At 70.5% G+C, this 19,995-nt stretch carries 19 protein-coding genes, 1 tRNA gene and 1 riboswitch; of the genes, 16 read left to right on the top strand and 4 right to left on the bottom strand.

Going from position 1 to position 19,995, the window contains the following annotated elements; genetic code table 11:
- Window positions 1-419 (bottom strand): YfhO family protein (locus E2E34_RS16190; RefSeq protein ID WP_138902612.1); only part of this gene is annotated, 419 nt, incomplete at its 3' end.
- Window positions 420-628: 209 nt separating this feature from the next.
- On the opposite strand from E2E34_RS16190, the gene E2E34_RS16185 reads away from it, so the two are divergent.
- The 13 genes from E2E34_RS16185 to E2E34_RS16125 all read left to right on the top strand — a co-directional run bounded on the left by E2E34_RS16185 (window position 629) and on the right by E2E34_RS16125 (window position 14,353).
- Window positions 629-1,603, top strand: a complete 975-nt coding sequence (locus E2E34_RS16185; protein ID WP_138902611.1) for a glycosyltransferase family 2 protein — start codon at window positions 629-631, stop codon at window positions 1,601-1,603.
- Window positions 1,600-2,058 (top strand): GtrA family protein, encoded by a 459-nt coding sequence (locus E2E34_RS16180; RefSeq protein WP_138902610.1) that lies wholly within the window; start codon window positions 1,600-1,602, stop codon window positions 2,056-2,058. Before E2E34_RS16185 ends, E2E34_RS16180 begins: the two co-directional genes overlap by 4 nt.
- A 71-nt stretch (window positions 2,059-2,129) precedes the next feature.
- Complete coding sequence (locus E2E34_RS16175; protein WP_138902609.1) at window positions 2,130-2,783, top strand: SurA N-terminal domain-containing protein; 654 nt, start codon at window positions 2,130-2,132, stop codon at window positions 2,781-2,783.
- A gap of 43 nt (window positions 2,784-2,826) precedes the next feature.
- A complete protein-coding gene (locus tag E2E34_RS16170; protein ID WP_138902608.1) occupies window positions 2,827-3,825 on the top strand; it encodes a nucleoside triphosphate pyrophosphohydrolase in 999 nt (332 codons plus the stop codon).
- 82 nt (window positions 3,826-3,907) lie between these two features.
- The gene (locus E2E34_RS16165) at window positions 3,908-5,161 is read left to right on the top strand and encodes a cytochrome P450 family protein (protein ID WP_138902607.1); all 1,254 of its coding nucleotides are present in this window, start codon (window positions 3,908-3,910) and stop codon (window positions 5,159-5,161) included.
- A 112-nt stretch (window positions 5,162-5,273) separates the two neighbouring features.
- Complete coding sequence (locus E2E34_RS16160; protein WP_138902606.1) at window positions 5,274-6,245, top strand: LysM peptidoglycan-binding domain-containing protein; 972 nt, start codon at window positions 5,274-5,276, stop codon at window positions 6,243-6,245.
- 268 nt (window positions 6,246-6,513) lie between these two features.
- Window positions 6,514-6,685, top strand: a riboswitch (cyclic di-AMP (ydaO/yuaA leader).
- Window positions 6,686-6,688: 3 nt separating this feature from the next.
- Window positions 6,689-7,387, top strand: a complete 699-nt coding sequence (locus E2E34_RS16155) for a transglycosylase family protein (RefSeq protein WP_138902605.1) — start codon at window positions 6,689-6,691, stop codon at window positions 7,385-7,387.
- A gap of 256 nt (window positions 7,388-7,643) precedes the next feature.
- The gene (eno, locus tag E2E34_RS16150; RefSeq protein WP_138902604.1) at window positions 7,644-8,930 is read left to right on the top strand and encodes a phosphopyruvate hydratase; all 1,287 of its coding nucleotides are present in this window, start codon (window positions 7,644-7,646) and stop codon (window positions 8,928-8,930) included.
- Between the two features lie 149 nt (window positions 8,931-9,079).
- Window positions 9,080-9,559 carry an FtsB family cell division protein gene (locus E2E34_RS16145; protein ID WP_138902603.1) on the top strand — a complete coding sequence of 160 codons (480 nt, stop codon included), beginning with the start codon at window positions 9,080-9,082 and terminating at the stop codon, window positions 9,557-9,559.
- A gap of 39 nt (window positions 9,560-9,598) precedes the next feature.
- On the top strand, window positions 9,599-10,147 hold the full coding sequence (locus E2E34_RS16140; protein WP_138902602.1) for a DUF501 domain-containing protein: 549 nt from the start codon (window positions 9,599-9,601) through the stop codon (window positions 10,145-10,147).
- Window positions 10,144-11,091, top strand: a complete 948-nt coding sequence (locus E2E34_RS16135) for a Ppx/GppA phosphatase family protein (protein ID WP_138902601.1) — start codon at window positions 10,144-10,146, stop codon at window positions 11,089-11,091. Before E2E34_RS16140 ends, E2E34_RS16135 begins: the two co-directional genes overlap by 4 nt.
- A 347-nt stretch (window positions 11,092-11,438) precedes the next feature.
- Complete coding sequence (locus E2E34_RS16130) at window positions 11,439-12,833, top strand: NAD(P)/FAD-dependent oxidoreductase (RefSeq protein ID WP_138902600.1); 1,395 nt, start codon at window positions 11,439-11,441, stop codon at window positions 12,831-12,833.
- A gap of 200 nt (window positions 12,834-13,033) precedes the next feature.
- Window positions 13,034-14,353: a class I SAM-dependent methyltransferase gene (locus E2E34_RS16125; RefSeq protein ID WP_138902599.1), complete on the top strand. Its 1,320-nt coding sequence runs from the start codon at window positions 13,034-13,036 to the stop codon at window positions 14,351-14,353.
- Between the two features lie 82 nt (window positions 14,354-14,435).
- On the opposite strand, the gene E2E34_RS16120 is transcribed toward E2E34_RS16125, so the two are convergent.
- Together E2E34_RS16120 and E2E34_RS16115 are read right to left on the bottom strand one after the other, a co-directional pair.
- Window positions 14,436-16,964 carry an ABC transporter permease gene (locus E2E34_RS16120; protein WP_138902598.1) on the bottom strand — a complete coding sequence of 843 codons (2,529 nt, stop codon included), beginning with the start codon at window positions 16,962-16,964 and terminating at the stop codon, window positions 14,436-14,438.
- Between the two features lie 53 nt (window positions 16,965-17,017).
- Complete coding sequence (locus E2E34_RS16115; RefSeq protein ID WP_138902597.1) at window positions 17,018-17,794, bottom strand: ABC transporter ATP-binding protein; 777 nt, start codon at window positions 17,792-17,794, stop codon at window positions 17,018-17,020.
- A gap of 389 nt (window positions 17,795-18,183) precedes the next feature.
- On the opposite strand from E2E34_RS16115, the gene E2E34_RS16110 reads away from it, so the two are divergent.
- Window positions 18,184-18,265: transfer RNA gene (locus tag E2E34_RS16110), tRNA-Leu, on the top strand.
- 102 nt (window positions 18,266-18,367) lie between these two features.
- On the top strand, window positions 18,368-19,240 hold the full coding sequence (locus E2E34_RS16105; RefSeq protein WP_138902596.1) for a Bax inhibitor-1/YccA family protein: 873 nt from the start codon (window positions 18,368-18,370) through the stop codon (window positions 19,238-19,240).
- A 91-nt stretch (window positions 19,241-19,331) separates the two neighbouring features.
- Here E2E34_RS16105 and E2E34_RS16100 read toward each other — a convergent pair whose 3' ends face one another.
- Window positions 19,332-19,562: a DUF4287 domain-containing protein gene (locus tag E2E34_RS16100; RefSeq protein ID WP_138899329.1), complete on the bottom strand. Its 231-nt coding sequence runs from the start codon at window positions 19,560-19,562 to the stop codon at window positions 19,332-19,334.
- Between the two features lie 100 nt (window positions 19,563-19,662).
- Between E2E34_RS16100 and E2E34_RS16095 the strand changes: the two genes are divergently transcribed.
- Window positions 19,663-19,995, top strand: a complete 333-nt coding sequence (locus E2E34_RS16095; RefSeq protein WP_208765260.1) for a hypothetical protein — start codon at window positions 19,663-19,665, stop codon at window positions 19,993-19,995.

Below are 19,995 nucleotides of genomic sequence, written 5' to 3'. Positions count from 1 at the left end.
CACCAGGGCCCGCCCCCGCCCGCGCGCCGCAGGGCGAGCAGCAGCACGGACATCGCGGCCGCCGCGACGGCCATCTTCAGCACGGTGATCACGTACACGGCCAGGTCGATGCCGTCCCGGGGGAAGAGGCCGACGAGCAGGGCGAACGGGCTGCTGAGGTACGTGCCCACGTCGGGCAGGAAGCTCGTGCCGTAGCCGGACTGCCAGTTGACCAGCACCCCGCCGTCCGCACGGCCGTGCAGCAGGTCCCACAGACGGACGTGGTGCGGCACGAACTGGTTGCCGAGGTCGTTGACGGCGCGCGTGCGCGGACCGAAGGGAAAGGAGCGGGCGATCGCGTCACCGGCGCACACCGGGACGACCGTGACGAACGCCGCCAGCGCCGCCGCACGGCCTCGGGCCGCTTCCGTAATCGACATGGTGATCCTTCTCCTGCGCCCGATACCGAATAAGCCAGCATGTGCCAGAAAAAGAGATCTCCATGACCCCGGAGCCGCCCAAAGGCATACAAAGCGCAGCGAGTTCACCTGTTGGTGGCCGACACTTCATGTGGAGAATCGGCCTCCGCCATATCGGGCGGCTGTCCTTTGCTCAACTGCCTCACCAGTGCGCCCGACGAGGGAGAGCCGTGCTCATCTCGATTGTCGTCCCGTGTTTCAACGAAGAGGAGATCATTCGCCGCTTCCACGCGCACGTGACGGAGGAACTCGGCAGCCTCGGCCACCCCGTCGAACTGGTCTACGTCGACGACGGAAGCAAGGACCGCACGCTCGCGATCCTTCAGGAGATCGCGGAATCCGACCCCCGCACGCGTTACGTCTCCTTCAGCCGCAACTTCGGCAAGGAGGCGGCGATGCTGGCCGGCCTGCGCCACGCCTCCGGCGACGCCGTCGTCATCATGGACGCCGACCTCCAGCACCCGCCCGCACTGGTGCGCCGCATGGTGGCGCTGCACGAGCAGGGCTTCGACCAGGTCGTCGCCCGCCGCACCCGGAAGGGCGACCGGGTCACGCGTACGCTTACCGCCCGTGCGTACTACCGGCTCATCAACCGCCTGGTCGACGTCGAACTCGTCGACGGGGTCGGCGACTTCCGCATGCTCTCGCGCCGCAGCGTCGACGCGTTATTGGAACTCACCGAGTACAACCGCTTCTCCAAGGGCCTTTTCGCCTGGGTCGGATTCAGCACCGTCACCTTCGAGTACGAGAACGCGGTGCGCGAGGACGGCCGCTCGAAGTGGACTTTCTCCAAGCTGCTCAACTACGGACTCGACGGCCTCATCTCCTTCAACGACAAGCCGCTGCGCGCCGCGCTCTATCTCGGTCTGCTGCTGGTCGCCGTCGCCATGGCCTATTCGACGTGGATCGTCGGTGTCGCCCTCGTGAACGGTGTGGAAACCCCCGGATTCGTGACGCTGCTCGTCGCGGTGACCGCACTCGCCGGCGTGCAGATGCTGATGATCGGTGTCGTGGGCGAATACGTGGGCCGCATCTATTACGAGGTGAAACGCCGGCCGCACTTCCTGGTGAAGGCGACGAACGTGGAAGCGGCGACGCCAGAAGCGCCTTCGCGGCGGCCCGGCCGGGAGCTCGTACGCCGATGATCCGTCGCCAGCTGATCAGGTTCGCCGCGGTGGGCGTGATGAACACGGGGACGTACTACGCCTGCTACCTGCTGCTGCTGCCCTGGCTGCCGTACGTCGCCGCGCACGTCCTGGCCTTCGCCGTCAGCATGGTCGGCTCCTTCTTCCTCACCTGCCGCTTCACCTACAACACGCGTCCCACCTGGCGGAAGTTCCTGCTCTTCCCCCTGACCAACGCGGCGAACCTCGTCATCACGACCAGTGGCGTCTACCTGCTCGTGGACGTGCTGCGGCTCGACAGCGCGTACGCCCCGCTGGTCGCCGCGGCGGCCGCGATCCCGGTGACCTTCGTCGTCTCCCGCATGATCATGCTCGGCGGCCGGGCCCCGGATGCCGAGGCCGCCGCGGACAGCGCATCCACGAAGACGCGCGAATCGTTGGGCGAATCAGTGGCCCGGACCACTCCGACTGCCTAACATCGATCACCGCAAGGTCGTTCGTCGCACTTTCGTTGCCATGCCGCACGATCACCGCCGGGAGGCACCCTTTGCACCGCCGCCGTCGCACCGCGCTCTCCGTCTCCACCGCGCTTCTGATCGCGGCGCCGCTCCTGGCCGCGTGCGGCAACGAGGCGCATCCAGGAGCCGCTGCTGTCGTCGGCGGCGGCCGCATCGAGGTCGCCGCCCTCCAGACGCAGGTCAAGGACGTGCGCCAGGCCCAGCAGACCTCGCCGCAGGCCGCCCGGCTCATCGGCTCGACCGGTCAGCTCGGCCGCGCCAAGCTCTACGACATGATCGTGGACCGGATCGTGGAGCGCGCGGCGGACGACGCCGGGGTGAGCGCGAGCCGCAAGGACGTCCAGCGGGCGCGGGCCGACGCCGCCGAGCAGGCCGGCGGTGAGGAGCAGCTCGCCGCGATGTACCTCCAGCAGCGCGGCGTCGCCCCGGACCAGATCGAGGACGCCCTGCGCAGGGACGTACTGGTCGGCAAGCTCGCCGAGAAGATCGGCGCCACGAACACCCCCGAGGGCCAGCAGAAGGTGAACGCGGCGTTCGTCGAGGCGTCCAAGGCGCTCGACATCGACGTGAACCCGCGCTACGGCACCTGGAACGACGAGAAGATGCAGCTCGGCGACTACCGGACGCCGTGGATCACCCAGGTGACGAAGGAGGAGGAGGCCCCCGCCGAGGCGGGCGCCTAGGGCTCCGCCGCGGGGTGTCGTACCGGCGAGGTACGTTCGACGTGTGACCAGCGAAGCATCCGCACCCGCACCGGCCGCCCCCGGCCGCATCGTCCTCCTCACCGCGAGCCACCGCGTCGCGCCGGGGCTCCTGTCGTGGCCCGCGTGGCAGACGCTGCGCGCCGCCGACCGCGTGCTGTGCGCCGACGCGGGGCACCCGCAGCTGCCGTACCTCCGGGAGGCGGGCGTCGCCGTCGAGCACGCGGCCCCGACCGCCCGCGAGCTGGTCGACGCGTGCGAGGGCGACCGCACGGTGGTGGTCATCCCGTCCGGCGAGGGCGACCAGGCCCTGACCGACGGCCTCGCCAGGCTGGCCGGCTCGGGCCGGGTCCAGATGCCCGACCTGGAGCTGCTGCCCGGCTCGTACGACCTGCCCGGCGCGCGCCTGCTCGACCTCGTCCAGGTCATGGACCGCATCCGCCTCGAATGCCCGTGGTCCTCGCAGCAGACCCACAAGGGGCTCGCGAAGTACGGCATCGAGGAGGCGTACGAACTCGTCGAGGCCATCGAGGACGGTGACCGCGAGGAGCTGCGCGAAGAGCTCGGCGACGTCCTCCTGCAAGTCGTCTTCCACGCGCGCATCGCCCAGGAGGGCCGCCCGGAGGACGGCGAGGAGCCCTTCTCGATCGACGACGTCGCCGGCACGATCGTGGAGAAGCTCATCCACCGCCACCCGCACGTCTTCGGCGACGACACCGCCGAGACCCCGGAAGAGGTCAAGGAGCACTGGCTGCGCACGAAGGCGATCGAGAAGCAGCGCGAGTCGGCGACCGACGGCGTGCCGCTCGGCCAGCCGGGCCTCGCCCTCGCCGCGAAGCTCTCCTCCCGCGCGCGCAACGCGCACCTGGAGGTCCCCCTCCCCTCTGGCGAGGGCATCGGCTACGAACTGCTGGCCATGGCGGTACGGGCGGAGCAGGCCGGTGTGGACCCCGAAGCCGCCCTGCGCGCCGCGGCCCGCACCTACCGCGACGCGATCCGCGCGGCGGAGGGCCACCCCGGGTAGCCCGCGCCGGCGCACCGCGCGCCGTCCCCGCCGACGGCGGCCGAGGGCGTGCCGCGCCGACGGCGGCCGATACTGTCGGGACATGCCCGACCAGCCGCCTGCCACCCCCATGCCCGAGCTCTTCACCTGGGAGTTCGCGACCGATCCCTACCCGGCGTACGCCTGGCTGCGGGAGCACTCGCCCGTGCACCGGACGGTGCTGCCCAGCGGGGTCGAGGCGTGGCTGGTGACGCGGTACGCCGACGCGCGGCAGGCGCTCGCCGACCAGCGGCTCTCCAAGAACCCGGCCCACCACGCCGGCTCCGCGCACGCCAAGGGCCGGACGGGCATTCCGGGCGAGCGCAAGGCCGAGCTGATGACGCACCTGCTGAACATCGACCCGCCGGACCACACGCGTTTGCGGCGTCTGGTGTCGAAGGCGTTCACGCCGCGCACGGTGGCCGAGTTCGCGCCGCGCGTACGGGAGCTGACGGACGGGCTCATCGACAGGTTCGCGGCGCAGGGGAGCGCGGACCTCATCCACGATTTCGCCTTCCCCCTGCCCATCTACGCGATCTGCGACCTGCTCGGCGTCCCCCGTGAGGACCAGGACGACTTCCGCGACTGGGCGGGCATGATGATCCGCCACGGCGGCGGGCCGCGGGGCGGAGTCGCGCGCTCGGTCAAGAAGATGCGCGCCTACCTCGCCGAACTCATCCACCGCAAAAGGGAGGCGCCGGGCGACGACCTGATCTCCGGGCTGATCCGCGCCAGTGACCACGGCGAGCACCTCACCGAGAACGAGGCCGCCGCGATGGCCTTCATCCTCCTGTTCGCCGGCTTCGAGACGACGGTCAACCTCATCGGCAACGGCATGTACGCGCTCCTGCGCCACCCGGAGCAGCGCGAGCGCCTCCAGCGCGCGCTCGCCCGGGGCGACGAGCGGCTGCTCGCGACGGGTGTCGAGGAACTGCTGCGCTACGACGGGCCGGTGGAGCTCGCGACGTGGCGGTACGCCACCGAGCCGCTGACGCTCGGCGGCCGGGACATCGCGGCCGGGGACCCCGTGCTCGTCGTGCTGGCCGCCGCCGACCGCGACCCCGAGCGCTTCGGCGACCCGGACACGCTCGACCTCGCGCGCCGCGACAACCAGCACCTGGGCTACGGCCACGGCATCCATTACTGCCTGGGCGCCCCGCTGGCCCGGCTCGAAGGGCAGACGGCCATCGCGACGCTGCTGCGGCGTCTTCCCGACGTACGACTCGCGGGAGATCCCGACGATTTGCGGTGGCGCGGCGGCCTCATTATGCGTGGGTTGCGCACCCTTCCCGTGGAGTTCGCCGCCGAAACGAAGTGACGCTGCGTCACTTCGAGACCTTCACGTGATCTGCGCTGCATCGACTTGTAACAAACGTTCGAGTACCGCTACGTTCACCGTCAACCTCAGCCGTCACTCGAAAGGCAACCGCATGCGCTCCGGGAACGGTAGACACCGCCGCCCCCGTCAGGCTCCGGCTCTCGTCGTCGCGGCAGGAGTCACCGGATCGGCCATCGCCATCCCGCTGCTCGGCGCGAGCGGCGCGGCCGCCGCCGACGCCACGACCTGGGACCGGGTGGCCGACTGTGAGAGCGGCGGCATGTGGAGCGCCGACCTCGGCAACGGCTACTACGGCGGGCTGCAGTTCTCTCCGGAGACCTGGCAGAAGTTCGGCGGTACGGCCTACGCGCCGCGCGCCGACCTCGCGAGCCGCTCCCAGCAGATCCAGGTGGCCGAGAAGGTCCTCGCCGCACAGGGGCCCGCCGCCTGGCCCAGCTGCGCGCTCATCTCGGGCCTGACGGAGGGTGACGACGACACGTCGGCCGACGGATCGGCCGCCGGTTCGCAGAAGGACGCGCCGGCCGCGGCGAAGTCCGAGAGCCCCGACGCCCCGGAGTCCGCCGAGCCGTCGGCCGGCGCCACGGCGGACAAGCCCGCCGAATCCGGCAAGGACGGGGCCGTGTCCGGGTCCGTCAAGGCCGACCGGTCGGCCTCCCGGGGCGGGAGCGGGACGCCGGACGGCGACTCCGAGGACCTCGCGACGCCGTCCGCCGGTGAGCGGGCCGCTAAGGAAGAGGGGGGCGAGGAAGCCGCCCCGAAGGGCAAGCACCGGGGCGAGAAGGCCCGCGAGGACGACACGGCCGTATCCGACGAAGCGGGCATTGAGCGCGAATCGGGCCGCCATGCCTCGCGAGGTGACGGACCGGCACGTGACGCCGCCGAGGCCGAGGGCGCCGAGCGCGCCGACGGCACCTACACCGTCCGCACCGGCGACAGCCTCACCGCCATCGCCGACGCCCACGACGTACGCGGCGGCTGGACGGCCCTCTACGCCGGGAACGAGGAGACCGTCGGGTCCGACCCGGACCTCATCCTTCCTGGCCAGAGCCTCGATCTGGGCTGATTTCGGGGGGTAGTTCGGGCCGCTATGTCCGTATTGGAGCAAGTGAGACAAGGGTCTCTTTGCCTCAACTCACGTACGCGGCCCGGACGATCCCGCCCCGCCGCCTCTGACCTGCGCAGACAGGGGTCGGGGGAGGGGCGGGAAGGGCGATATCTCCCTGATGAGCCTTTTTGAACATCACGGGCTCATGTGTTTACGGTCGGACCGCTCGCCACCGCGGGCCCCGTCGACCGTCACGCCGAATCCTGCCGTCGGTCGGGGGGAACCGACGCGTAAAGCGCCGTAGGCAGGAGCGGGGGACCCAGGTAGGCGCCGGGCCCGGACGTCGAAAGACGCGACGGGAACGGCTTGGGGTTAAGCCGCGCGACGCAGGTCGCGCGCCGGGCACTCACTTGGCCCGAACCCGACAGCTCACCTCGTAGGCGTCGGTGAGGAGATGTCGCATGCTGTTTTCCGGCAAGGCCAAGCACCGTCGCCCGTCCAAGGCCACTCGTATCGCCACGCTCGCCGGTATCACCGGCGCCGCTGTCGCCGTACCGCTGATGGGCGCGACCTCCGCCTCCGCCGCCTCCGTCGCGACCTGGGACGCTGTCGCCCAGTGCGAGTCCGGCGGCAACTGGTCCATCAACACCGGCAACGGCTACTACGGCGGCCTGCAGTTCTCCGCCTCCAGCTGGGCCGCGGCCGGTGGCACGCAGTACGCCCCGACCGCCGACAAGGCGTCCAAGGCGCAGCAGATCGCCACCGCCGAGAAGCTCCTCGACATGCAGGGCCCGGGCGCCTGGGCCTGCGCCGGAGCCGGCGGCCTGACCAACGACGGCGTCGACCCGGGTGTCGACACCTCCGGTTCCTCCCAGCAGGCCGCGCCCGCGCCGAAGCAGGAGCAGGCCGCCCCGCGCGCCGCCGAGCAGCCCGCCTCGCGCAGCGAGGTCCGTACCGCCCCCAAGGCCGAGCAGCCCGCCGCGCCGAAGTCCTTCAAGAAGGGTGACGGCGAGTACAAGGTGAAGTCCGGCGACACTCTCGGCAAGATCGCCGAGGCGAAGAAGGTCAAGGGCGGCTGGGAGAAGCTGTTCGAGCTGAACAAGGACATCGTCGACGACGCCGATGTCATCTACACGGGCCAGCAGCTCCACCTGAGCTGACCCGGGGTCACACCGTGAGCACCCCGGCCCGGCGCGTTCTCCCCCGTACGCGCCGGGCCGGGGTTTTGCCGTTACTGCCCAGTAGGCCGCGCCGGTCCGCCAAGTCGTCCAAGAGTTTCGTCCCCAATTGCGGGTATTCGGGACTCTTCTCGTCCCAGCGGGCGGGCGAACGGCCGATCGACGCCCCCGAGCCGGTTAGGCTCTTGCCGCAAGGCGAAAGTGACCCTGCACCCCTAGCGTCACATCCCAGAAGGAGATGCTCGTGCCGTCCATCGACGTCGTCGTAGCCCGGGAAATCCTGGACTCCCGAGGCAATCCCACGGTCGAGGTGGAGGTCGGCCTCGACGACGGCAGCACGGGTCGTGCTGCCGTTCCGTCCGGTGCCTCCACCGGAGCGTTCGAGGCCATCGAGCTTCGCGACGGTGACCCGAACCGCTACCAGGGCAAGGGTGTCGAGAAGGCCGTCCTCGCCGTCATCGAGCAGATCGGCCCGGAGCTCGTCGGTTACGACGCCACCGAGCAGCGCCTGATCGACCAGGCCATGTTCGACCTGGACGCCACCGAGAACAAGGCGTCCCTCGGCGCCAACGCCATCCTCGGCGTCTCCCTCGCCGTCGCGCACGCCGCCTCCGAGGCGTCCGACCTGCCGCTCTTCCGCTACCTCGGCGGCCCGAACGCGCACCTGCTGCCCGTTCCGATGATGAACATCCTCAACGGTGGGTCGCACGCCGACTCCAACGTCGACATCCAGGAGTTCATGATCGCGCCGATCGGCGCCGAGTCGTTCTCCGAGGCCCTGCGCTGGGGCACGGAGGTCTACCACACCCTCAAGTCCGTCCTGAAGTCCAAGGGCCTGTCCACCGGCCTCGGCGACGAGGGCGGCTTCGCGCCCAACCTGGACTCCAACCGCGCCGCGCTCGACCTCATCCTCGAGGCCATCAAGCAGGCCGGTTACGTCCCGGGTGAGCAGATCGCGCTCGCGCTCGACGTCGCCGCGTCCGAGTTCTACAAGGACGGCGTGTACGAGTTCGAGGGCAAGTCCCGCTCGGCCGCCGAGATGACGGAGTACTACGAGGAGCTCGTCGCGGCGTACCCGCTCGTCTCCATCGAGGACCCGCTGTTCGAGGACGACTGGGCCGGCTGGAACACCGTCACCGAGCGCCTCGGCGACAAGGTGCAGCTCGTCGGTGACGACCTCTTCGTCACCAACCCCGAGCGTCTGGCCCGCGGCATCGAGGAGAAGTCGGCCAACGCCCTTCTCGTCAAGGTCAACCAGATCGGTTCGCTGACCGAGACCCTGGACGCCGTCGAGCTGGCGCAGCGCAGCGGCTTCAAGTGCATGATGTCGCACCGCTCCGGTGAGACCGAGGACGTCACCATCGCCGACCTCGCCGTCGCCACCAACTGCGGCCAGATCAAGACCGGCGCCCCGGCCCGCTCCGAGCGCGTCGCCAAGTACAACCAGCTCCTGCGCATCGAGGAGATCCTCGACGACGCGGCCGTGTACGCGGGCCGCAGCGCGTTCCCCCGCTTCAAGGGCTGAGCACAGCACAGGCTGAGCACGGCAAGCGCTGAGCACGGCAAAAGCTGAGCACGGCAAAAGGGCTGAAAGCCTCAGCCTCCCTACGTCCCCGCACCCGGTCCCGTACCGTGTGCGGGGACGTACGCGCGTACAGGGGAGACGGGAGAGACATGGCCGGGAAGAACCGGGACCGGTTCTCCACCACCACCAGGATCCGGCTGCTCGGCGAGCAGACCGCCGCCCGTGTCTACCGCTCGCAGACGCGCCGTCAGGCCCGCCGCTCCCGGCTCACCGGCCGGGCCGCGCTGCTCGTCCTGGTCGTGTGCTCGCTGGTCGTGGCGCTCGCCTACCCGATGCGGCAGTACGTGTCGCAGCGCGGCGAGATCGCCGACCAGCAGCGCAAGATGCGCGAGGCCGGCCGGCGGGTCGAGGAACTGCGCGACGAGAAGGCCCGGCTCAAGGACGACGCGTACGTCGAGCGTCTGGCCCGCGAGCACCTGCATCTCGTACGGCCCGGCGAGACGGGGTTCACCGTCATCGACCCGCACGCCCGCGACCAGCGCCGCGAGGACCAGGGAGGCGCCGACCGCCCCTGGTACAGCAACCTCTGGGACGGCGTCGACAAGGCCGACCGCGCAGCCCAGCAGTAATCACCAGTCACCACCGAACACGAAGGCACGAACGCAACGATGGACGCCGCACCCCCGACCACCCCGCGCACCGAGCCCACCGACGCGGACATCGACGCGTTCAAGCTCCAGTTGGGCCGCCCTCCGCGCGGACTGCGCGCCATCGCGCACCGCTGCCCCTGCGGACAGCCGGACGTGGTCGAGACGGCCCCGCGCCTGGAGGACGGCACGCCGTTCCCGACGCTGTACTACCTCACCTGCCCCCGCGCGGCCGGTGCGATCGGCACCCTGGAGGGCTCCGGTCTGATGAAGGAGATGCAGGACCGGCTCTCCGAGGACCCCGAGCTGGCCGCCGCCTACCGCGCCGCCCACGAGGACTACATCCGGCGCCGCGACACCATCGAGGTGCTCCAGGGCTTCCCGAGCGCGGGCGGCATGCCGGACCGCGTGAAGTGCCTGCACGTCCTGGTCGGCCACGCGCTGGCGGCCGGGCCCGGCGTCAACCCGTTCGGCGACGAGGCGCTCGCGCTGCTCCCCGAGTGGTGGGCGAAGGGGCCGTGCGTGACGCCGTGCGGCGGGGACGACAGCGGTCAGGAGGACGGCAAGTGACGAGCACCCGGGTCGCCGCGATCGACTGCGGCACCAACTCCATCCGCCTCCTGGTCGCCGACACCGACCTGGCGACCGGCGAGCTCGTCGAGATCGACCGCCGGATGCGGATCGTGCGGCTCGGCCAGGACGTCGACCGCACGGGTCGGCTCGCCCCCGAGGCGCTGGAGCGCACCTTCGCGGCGTGCCGCGAGTACGCCGAGGTCATCAAGACGCACGGCGCCCGGCGGACCCGGTTCGTCGCCACCTCCGCCTCCCGCGACGCGGAGAACCGCGACGACTTCGTACGGGGCGTCCTCGACATCCTGGGCGTGGAGCCGGAGGTGATCACCGGTGACCAGGAGGCCGAGTTCTCCTTCACCGGCGCCACCAAGGAGCTGACGGGCCGCGCGGACCTCACCGGGCCCTACCTGGTCGTGGACATCGGCGGCGGCTCCACGGAGTTCGTCGTCGGCGACGACGGGGTACGGGCCGCCCGTTCCGTCGACATCGGCTGCGTACGGATGACCGAGCGCCACCTGGTGCGCGACGGCGTCGTCTCGGACCCGCCCGCCCCCGACCGGATCGCCGCCATACAGGCCGACATCCGGGCCGCGCTCGACCTCGCCGAGGAGACCGTGCCGCTGCGCGAGGCGCACACCCTCGTCGGGCTCGCGGGGTCGGTGACGACCGTGGCCGCGATCGCGCTGGGCCTGAAGGAGTACGACTCGGCGGCCATCCACCACTCCCGCGTCCCGTACGAGCGGGTCAGGGAGATCACCGGCGAGCTGCTGGCCGCGACGCACGACGAGCGGGCCGCGATCCCGGTCATGCACCCGGGCCGGGTCGACGTGATCGGCGCCGGAGCACTCGTCCTGCTGGAGATCATGGAGCGCACCGGGGCCCGGGAAGTGGTGGTCAGCGAGCACGACATCCTCGACGGGATCGCCTGGTCCACCGCCTGACGGAAGAACTTCGTGAAGTTCTTCACAAGGAATTGGGGCCTCTGGGCCTGCGAATCAGGGACCAAAGGCCCTCTGGAGGCTCAACTCCGGGGGGCTGCCCGCATTTCGGACGGCTTCGGCGGCGTCTCGTCCGGGTGAACCGGCCCCTGGGCCGACCGGTGGTTCGGCCCCCGGAACGTGGCATGCGACCAGCTCACGGGGGGTTTCCAACGTCCCGCCGTACACCGTGGTTCCCCCGCCGTGCCATGACCTGGATCACGTGGGCGGCGGAGTGTAGCAGAGGTGCCCGAAGTGCTTGTGAAGGGGCTCACGAGCCACCCCCGTCCGAGGGGTGGATACTCGATGGCATGAGCACCACGGAGCGTCCCAGGATCCTCGTAGTAGGCGGTGGGTACGTAGGCCTGTACGCAGCACGGCGCATTCTCAAGAAGATGCGCTACGCGGAAGCGACCGTCACGGTCGTCGACCCGCGCTCGTACATGACGTACCAGCCCTTCCTCCCCGAAGCTGCCGCCGGCAGCATCTCGCCGAGGCACGTCGTCGTACCCCTGCGACGCGTCCTGCCCAAGGCCGAGGTGCTCACCGGTCGGGTCACGACCATCGATCAGGACCGCAAGGTCGCCACCGTCGCGCCGCTCGTCGGCGAGGCGTACGAGCTGCCCTTCGACTACCTGGTCGTCGCCCTCGGCGCGGTTTCCCGCACCTTCCCGATCCCCGGCCTGGCCGAGCAGGGCATCGGCATGAAGGGCGTGGAGGAGGCCATCGGCCTTCGCAACCACGTCCTGGAACAGCTGGACAAGGCCGACTCCACGACCGACGAGAACGTCCGCCGCAAGGCGCTGACCTTCGTCTTCGTGGGTGGCGGCTTCGCCGGCGCCGAGACCATCGGCGAGGTGGAGGACATGGCCCGCGACGCGGCCAAGTACTACACCAGCGTCAAGCGCGAGGACATGCGCTTCCTGCTCGTCGACGTGGCCGACAAGATCCTCCCCGAGGTCGGGCCCGAGCTCGGCAAGTGGGGCAAGGAGCACCTCGAGGCCCGCGGCATCGAGGTCTACCTCAAGACCGGCATGGACTCCTGCGTCGACGGCCACGTGGTGCTGAACAACGGCCTCGAGGTCGACTCCAACACCATCGTGTGGACCGCCGGCGTGAAGCCGAACCCGGCGCTGGCCCGCTACGGCCTGCCGCTCGGCCCCCGCGGCCACGTGGACACCCAGACGACGCTCCAGGTGCAGGGCACGGACTACATCTGGGCCGCGGGCGACAACGCCCAGGTCCCGGACGTCGCCGCCCGCAAGGCCGGCGTCGAGAACGCCTGGTGCCCGCCGAACGCCCAGCACGCGCTGCGCCAGGCCAAGGTCCTCGGCGACAACGTGGTCTCCGGCATGCGGGGCTTCCCGCAGAAGGAGTACAGCCACGCCAACAAGGGCGCGGTCGCCGGCCTCGGCCTGCACAAGGGCGTCGCGATGATCGTCATGGGCAAGATGAAGATCAAGCTCAAGGGCCGTCTCGCCTGGTACATGCACCGTGGCTACCACGGTCTGGCCGTGCCCACCTGGAACCGCAAGATCCGCGTCGTCGCCGACTGGACCCTCGCGATGTTCCTCAAGCGCGAGGTCGTCTCGCTCGGCGCCATGGAGACTCCGCGCGAGGAGTTCTACGAGGCCGCCAAGCCCGCCCCGGCCCCCGCCGCCACGACGGGCGCGCCCGCCGGCAACGAGAAGGCCAAGGCGTCCTGACGCCGCTCCGCCGGCCGTAGACGCCGGGCAGTACGCACAACGCGCAGCCCGAAGGGGCCGCCCGCCATCCGTGGTGCGGGCGGCCCCTTCGGCGTACGCGCGACGGACCGGCCGCACGGGGAATGCCACAGGGTGTCCGCAGGTGTTATCTGGGGTGAACGCTCAGTGATCCGGGCAACACTGTCACGGAGGTGTGCACCATGGCCGACGCCGCCCTGCGGCTGACCACGCTCGCCGAGGAACTTCTCGGAACCCCCCTACCGGTCCGCGTACGCGCCTGGGACGGCAGCGAGGCCGGACCCGCCGACGCGCCCGTCCTCGTCGTCCGAAGCCGCCGCGCCCTGCGCCGCCTGCTGTGGAAGCCGGGCGAACTCGGCCTGGCCCGCGCGTGGGTGGCGGGCGAGCTCGACATCGAGGGCGACCTGTACGAGGCCCTCGACCGCATCGCCGGGCTCCTCTGGGACCGCGGGGCCGGGACGAAGTCCGTCGTCCACGCCCTCCAGGCGGTGCGCGACCCGCGCCTGCGCGCCGGCGCCCGCGAGCTGATCGGCCTCGCCGGGCCCTGGCCCCCGCCGCCCCCGCCGGCCGAGGAGGTCAGACGCCGCAGCGGGCCGCTGCACACCAAGCGGCGCGACAAGGAGGCGATCAGCCACCACTACGACGTGGGCAACGACTTCTACGGGCTGGTGCTCGGACCCTCGATGGTCTACTCGTGCGCGTACTTCGGCGACGGCGGCGGGGGGACCACCCTCGAAGAGGCCCAGCACGCCAAGCTGGACCTGATCAGCCGCAAGCTCGGCCTCCGGGACGGGACCCGGCTGCTGGACGTGGGCTGCGGCTGGGGCTCCATGGCGATCCACGCGGCGCGCGAGTACGGCGCCCGGGTCACCGGCGTCACGCTGTCCAAGGAGCAGGCCGCGTACGCCCGCAAGCGCGTCGCCGACGAGGGCCTGGCCGACCTCGTCGAGATCCGGGTGCAGGACTACCGGGACGTCAGCGACGGCCCGTACGACGCCATTTCGTCGATCGGCATGGCCGAACACGTCGGCTCGGTCCAGTACCGGCAGTACGCCCACGACCTGTTCGCCCTGCTGAAGCCGGGCGGGCGGCTGCTCAACCACCAGATCGCGCGTCGCCCCGAGCCGAACGAAGCGGCGTACCAGGTGGACGAGTTCATCGACGCGTACGTCTTCCCCGACGGCGAGCTCGCGCCGCTCGGCCGCACCGTGGGGACGCTGGAGGACGCGGGCTTCGAGGTCCGCGACGTCGAGTCGATCCGCGAGCACTACGCCCTGACGCTGCGCCGGTGGGTCGCGAACCTGGAGGACAACTGGTCCGGGGCGGTACGGGCGACCTCCCTGGGCAGGGCCCGCGTCTGGCGGCTCTACATGGCCGCCTCCGCGCTCTCCTTCGAGCGCAACAAGATCGGCGTCAACCAGGTCCTCGCCGTACGGCCCGGCAAGGACGGTACGTCGGGGATGCCGCTGCGGGCCCGGACCTGGAACCCGGCGGCCCCGTAACGGGCCCCGCCCGCCCGGGCACGGTGAAGGGCCGGCCCCCGTGGACCGGCCCTTCACTCCGTGCTCGCCCCGCGGCGTACCCCTACTCGGCCTTGATGGCGTCGAGCATGTTCAGCTTCGCCGCGCTGCGGGCCGGCCACATCGCCGCCAGCACGCCGACGACCGCCGCCAGCAGCAGGAAGACGCCGATCCGGTCCCAGGGCAGGACCAGGGCGTAACCCGGCACCTGGTCACGGACCGTCTGGCCGATGGCCCAGCCCAGGAACGTACCGAGGCCGACGCCGATCACCGCGCCGAAGAGCGAGATGACCACGGCCTCCAGCCGGATCATGGTCTTGACCCTGCGGCGGTCGAGACCGATCGCGCGCAGCATGCCGATCTCCTGCTGACGCTCGAAGACGGACATCGCCAGGGTGTTGATGACACCGAGCACCGCGATCAGCAGGGCCATGCCCAGCAGGCCGTACATGATGTTCAGCATCGTGTTGATCATGCCGCCGAACTGGTTGCGGATGTCCTGCTGGTCCATCACGCTGATCGCCGGGTTCTGCCCGAGCGCGTCCACGAGCGCCTTCTCGTTCGCCTCGCTCGCGCCGCCGTCCGTCTTCACCCAGATCTCGCGGATGTACGGCTTGGTCTGGTGCTCGACGACGGTCTTCTGGTCGATGAGGACCGGCGAGAGGAACTCGTTGCCCTTGTACGTCGCGCCGACCGTCAGCTTCCCCTTCTTGCCGTCGGCCCACTCCACGGGCACGCTGTCGCCGACCGTGAAGCCGCGGCTCTTCGCCGTCTTGTCGTCGACCGCGATCGCGCCCTCGGCGAGCGAGTCCAGCGAGCCGGCGACCGGCGTGACGTTGATGAGCCGCTCGATGTCGCCCGGCGTGACACCGGAGGCCGCGGCCCACTCGCCCTTCAGCTCGAAGTCGGCCGCCGCCTGCGGGGACACCGCGGACACGCCCGGCGCCTTCTCCAGCGCGGTGAGCGCCGACGTGTCCAGCGGACCGCCGCCGGCCATCGTGAACATGTAGTCGGCCTTGATGTTGTCCGTGGTCATCTTGTCCACGGCCCGGCCCATCGTGACACCCAGCACGGACAGCCCGGTGACCAGGGTGAGGCCGATGGCCAGCGCCGACGCGGTGGCTCCGGTGCGCCGCGGGTTGCGGACCGCGTTCTGGCCGGCGAGCGTGCCGGACACCCCGAAGAGCTTGCCGATCAGCGGCCGTACGAGCGCGATGACCGGGCGGGACAGCAGCGGGATCAGCACGATGATGCCGATCAGCGCGAAGAACGCGCCGGCCCCGATGAGCATCCGGCCGTCCTTGCCGGCCGCCGCGCCGGCGAGGATGCCGGCCGCGCCCAGCAGCGTGATGAAACCGCCGATGGAGTTGCGTACGACGAGCGACTTGGTGGTCGCCACAGCGTGCACGCTGCTCATCGCCGCCACCGGCGGGATCTTCGCGGCCCGGCGGGCGGGCAGCCAGGCGGCGAGCATGGTGACCAGGACGCCGACCGCGAAGGCGGCGCCGATCGCGGTGGGCGAGACGATCAGCGGACCGGCCGGCATCTTCGCGCCGAACATGGACATCGCGGAGCGCAGCCCGGTCGCGAGACCGAGTCCGAGGGCGAAGCCGACCACCGAGGCGATCGCGCCGACCAGCATGGCTTCGAGCAGCACGGAACGCTTGACCTGGCGGCGCGAGGCGCCGACCGCGCGCATCAGCGCCAGTTCCTTGGTGCGCTGGGCGACCAGCATCGTGAAGGTGTTGGAGATCAGGAAGACGCCGACGAAGAGCGCGATCGCGGCGAAGGCGAGCAGCACCTGGTTCAGGGCGCTCAGGCTTTCCTCGATCATCTCCGCCTGGTCGTCGGCGAGCTCCTTGCCGGTCTGCGCCTCGGCCTCCTTCGGCAGCAGCGGCTTCACCGCGTCGAGCAGCTTCTGCTCGGAGGTGCCGGAGGCGGCGGCGACCGTGACGTCCTTGAAGTGGCCGGGCGTGAGGTAGAGCTTCTGGGCGACGGCGGTGTCGAAGAGCACCAGCGAGCCGCCGGCGTTGACCTGGCCGTCCTCGGTGGTGAAGACACCGGAGAGGGTGTACTCCTTCACCGGGCCGTTGGTCGCGACGCGCACGGTGTCACCCGTGCGGTACTCGCCCTTGTCGGCGGTGGCCCGGTCGAGGGCGATCTCGCCGGCCTTCGCGGGGCCGGAGCCGTCGGTGAAGTCGTACGCCGGGTCCTCGCCGTTCGCGCCCGGCTCGAAGTTCGCGCCGGTGTTGGACCAGCCGTTGCCGATCAGCTTGCCGTCGGGGTCGGCGACCCCGGCGAAGCCGGAGACCCGGCCGGTGGCGGAGGCGACGCCGTCCAGGCCCTGGATCTTCTTCAGGGTCCGGGCGTCTATGCCCTGGTCCTTCTTGCCGTTCTCGAGGTCGGGGTACGTGGTGACCGCGACGGCGACGTCCTTGTAGCTCTTCGCGGACTGGTTGCTGTAGGCGTTGGAGAGGGTGTCGGTGAAGACCAGGGTGCCGGACACGAAGGCCACGCCGAGCATTACGGCGAGCACGGTCATCAGCAGCCTGGCCTTGTGCGCGAGCACATTGCGCAGGGCGGTACGGAGCATGTTTCTGTCAGTCCTGGGGTGGGGGCGGCCGGGTGGAAGCGAGCGCTCGTGGGTCAGCTGGTGCGGCCCTTGGAGTCGAACTCCTTCATCCGGTCGAGGACGCCGTCCGCCGTCGGGCTCAGCATCTCGTCGACGATCCGGCCGTCGGCCAGGAAGATCACACGGTCCGCGTACGAGGCGGCCGACGGGTCGTGCGTCACCATGACGACGGTCTGGCCGAGCTCGCGCACCGAGTTCCGCAGGAAGCCGAGGACCTCGGCGCCCGAGCGCGAGTCCAGGTTTCCGGTCGGCTCGTCACCGAACATGATCTCCGGCCTGCTCGCCAGGGCGCGGGCCACGGCGACCCGCTGCTGCTGGCCGCCGGAGAGCTGCGCGGGGCGGTGGCTGAGCCGGTCGGACAGGCCGACCATGTCGATGACCGTCTTCAGCCACTCCGGGTCGGGCTTGCGGCCCGCGATGTCCATCGGCAGCGTGATGTTCTCGGCGGCGGTCAGCGTCGGCAGCAGGTTGAACGCCTGGAAGATGAAGCCGATCTTGTCCCGGCGCAGCTGCGTGAGCTGCTTGTCCTTCAGGGTGCCCAGCTCGGTCTCGCCGATCCGTACGGACCCCGAGCTGAAGGAGTCCAGACCCGCCACGCAGTGCATGAGCGTCGACTTGCCGGAACCGGACGGGCCCATGATCGCGGTGAACTCGCCCTGGCGGAAGTCCACGCTCACCCGGTCCAGGGCGACGACCTGGGTCTCGCCCTGCCCGTAGACCTTGGAAAGCTCCGTGGCGCGTGCGGCCACCGCCGTCGTGCGGTGGGCGGTGGCGGTGGGGGTGGTGGTCACGAGAGGGCACTCCTGTCGGGGACGTGTAAAGGGACCCCTTCATCGTCCCGTCCGGCGGGCGCCCGCGGATCAGCCCTCGTGCCCGTTCGGGTGGCCCTCTTGAGTCGCATCGCCGGACACACCCGTCCTCCTTTGGTATGACGCCGTCCCTGAGGCCGGCCCCGGGGCGCCCCGGGGCCCGCGGCGGCCGCGCGCAGTCGAGTTTGCGCCTTTCCCGCAGGCAGCCGTCCGTCCCCGTCCACCGCCCCCGGCATGTGCCGACAGCCCATTACGCACGCTGACACACCCTCAGGCGTCAATAAAATAAGACAACATCGGCCGGGTGTTCCGCTGTTCGGGGGAAGCGTCCGGATAGGCTCTGACCCGCGAATTGCGGAGCCGCGCACCTTGCCCGGATGGTGGAATGCAGACACGGCGAGCTTAAACCTCGCTGCCCCTCGGGGCGTGCCGGTTCGAGTCCGGCTCCGGGCACGTCACGGTCTCAGAAAGATCCTCCCCTGGCCGTAGGGTGTTCCTTTTGCTTTCCCATTACTCTTGTGTCAAGGCCACGCAGGGTGGCCATGGAGGAGTGAGATGAGGAGCAGCAACCCGGTCTTCTCGCGACGGGGCTTCAGCCGCGACAACGGCACCGCGGGCTTCACCGCGGCACCGCAGGCCGGGGGCCCCGCCGTCGGTACGGCGCAGGGCAACCCGTACGCCCAGGGCGCCCCCGCGAACCCGTACGCGACCAACCCTTACGCCCAGCAGGACACCCAGTACGGCGCCCCGCAGGCGCCCGTACGCGGCAACGTCATGACGATGGACGACGTCGTCGCGCGGACGGGCATGACGCTCGGCCTCGTGATCGCCGGCGCCACCGTCGCCTGGGTGATGGACCTCAACATGGGTCTGGCCATCGGCGCCGCTCTTGTGGCGATGGTGCTCGGGCTGGTGCAGTCCTTCAAGCGCAAGCCCGTCCCCGCCCTGATCCTGGCGTACGCCGCCTTCGAGGGCATCTTCCTCGGCGCGATCAGCAACTACGTGAACACGTACGTGGCCGAGGGCGCGGCGATGCAGGCGGTCCTGGGCACGATGGCGGTCTTCGTCACCATGCTCGTCCTGTACAAGACCCGGATCATCCGCGTCACCCAGCGCTTCACGCGCTACCTGATGATCGCCACGATCAGCTTCCTGGTCCTGACCTCCGTGAACCTGCTGTTCATGGTGTTCGGCGGCGGCGACGGCCTCGGCTTCCGCAGCGGCGGCATGGGCATCCTCTTCGGTGTCGTCGGCGTGCTGCTCGGCGCGTTCTTCCTCGCCCTGGACTTCAAGCAGGTCGAGGACGGCGTCGCCTACGGCGCTCCGCGCGAGGAGTCCTGGATGGCGGCCTTCGGCCTCACCATGACCCTGGTGTGGATCTACCTGGAGATGCTGCGGCTGGTCTCCATCCTCAGCGGCGACGACTAGTCACCGCGGGGCACCATGCGCAGGGCCCGTCCGGCGAGACGCCGGGCGGGCCCTTGCGCATGTCCGACGGCCGCGGCCGGCCGGGGGAGGGCTAGAGCAGTCGCCGGGCGGCGCGCCTCAGGTCGTACTCGTGGATGATCGCTTTCGCGTGGCCGTAGGCGAGATTGTGTTCACTCCGAAGCCAGCTCACCTTCTCCTCGAAGCGGAAGAGAGCGGGGCCGTCGTCTACGGCGCGGAGCCAGTCGGAGACTTCACGACCGGTGCAGTGGGGGATTCGGGAGAGCAGGTTCTGGTGGGTCTCTTCGGAGAAGACTTGGGACATTCGGCGCCTCCGGACGCATTGCGCGAGTGCTCCTTCATGTCACCGTGCCTGAGTGTTCGCCCGTTGGCAACAGTGCCGGAAGGGCGCGTAGGGTCGCGGAGTGCTCGATACAACGCCCCTGATGGCCGCCGTGGACCGATTCGCCGACCGGCTGCGCGCCGCCCCGCAGAGCAGGCTCCAGCGCGGGGCCGCCGCCGAAGGGCTCGCGCTGGCCAGGGAATTGTCCGTACGGGCGCAGCGGCTGGAGGAGCCGGGGCGGGAGGCGCGGATCATGCCGGACGCGGGCGTGTTCGTGGTGGCCGACCAACTCGCCGTCGCGGGTCATGACTTGGCCCAGGCGCTGCGCGCCGCCTGCGCGCCGGAACGCGGGACGGCCCCGTCCGTCGCGGCGGGACTGGACGAGGCCGTGGGCCTGGTGGAGGCGGCGGCGTGA

The sequence above is a fragment of the Streptomyces albidochromogenes genome (assembly GCF_005981925.1).
In the GTDB taxonomy this organism is placed as follows: Bacteria; Actinomycetota; Actinomycetes; order Streptomycetales; family Streptomycetaceae; genus Streptomyces; species Streptomyces albidochromogenes.
This window is presented reverse-complemented; position numbering and strand designations above follow the sequence as displayed.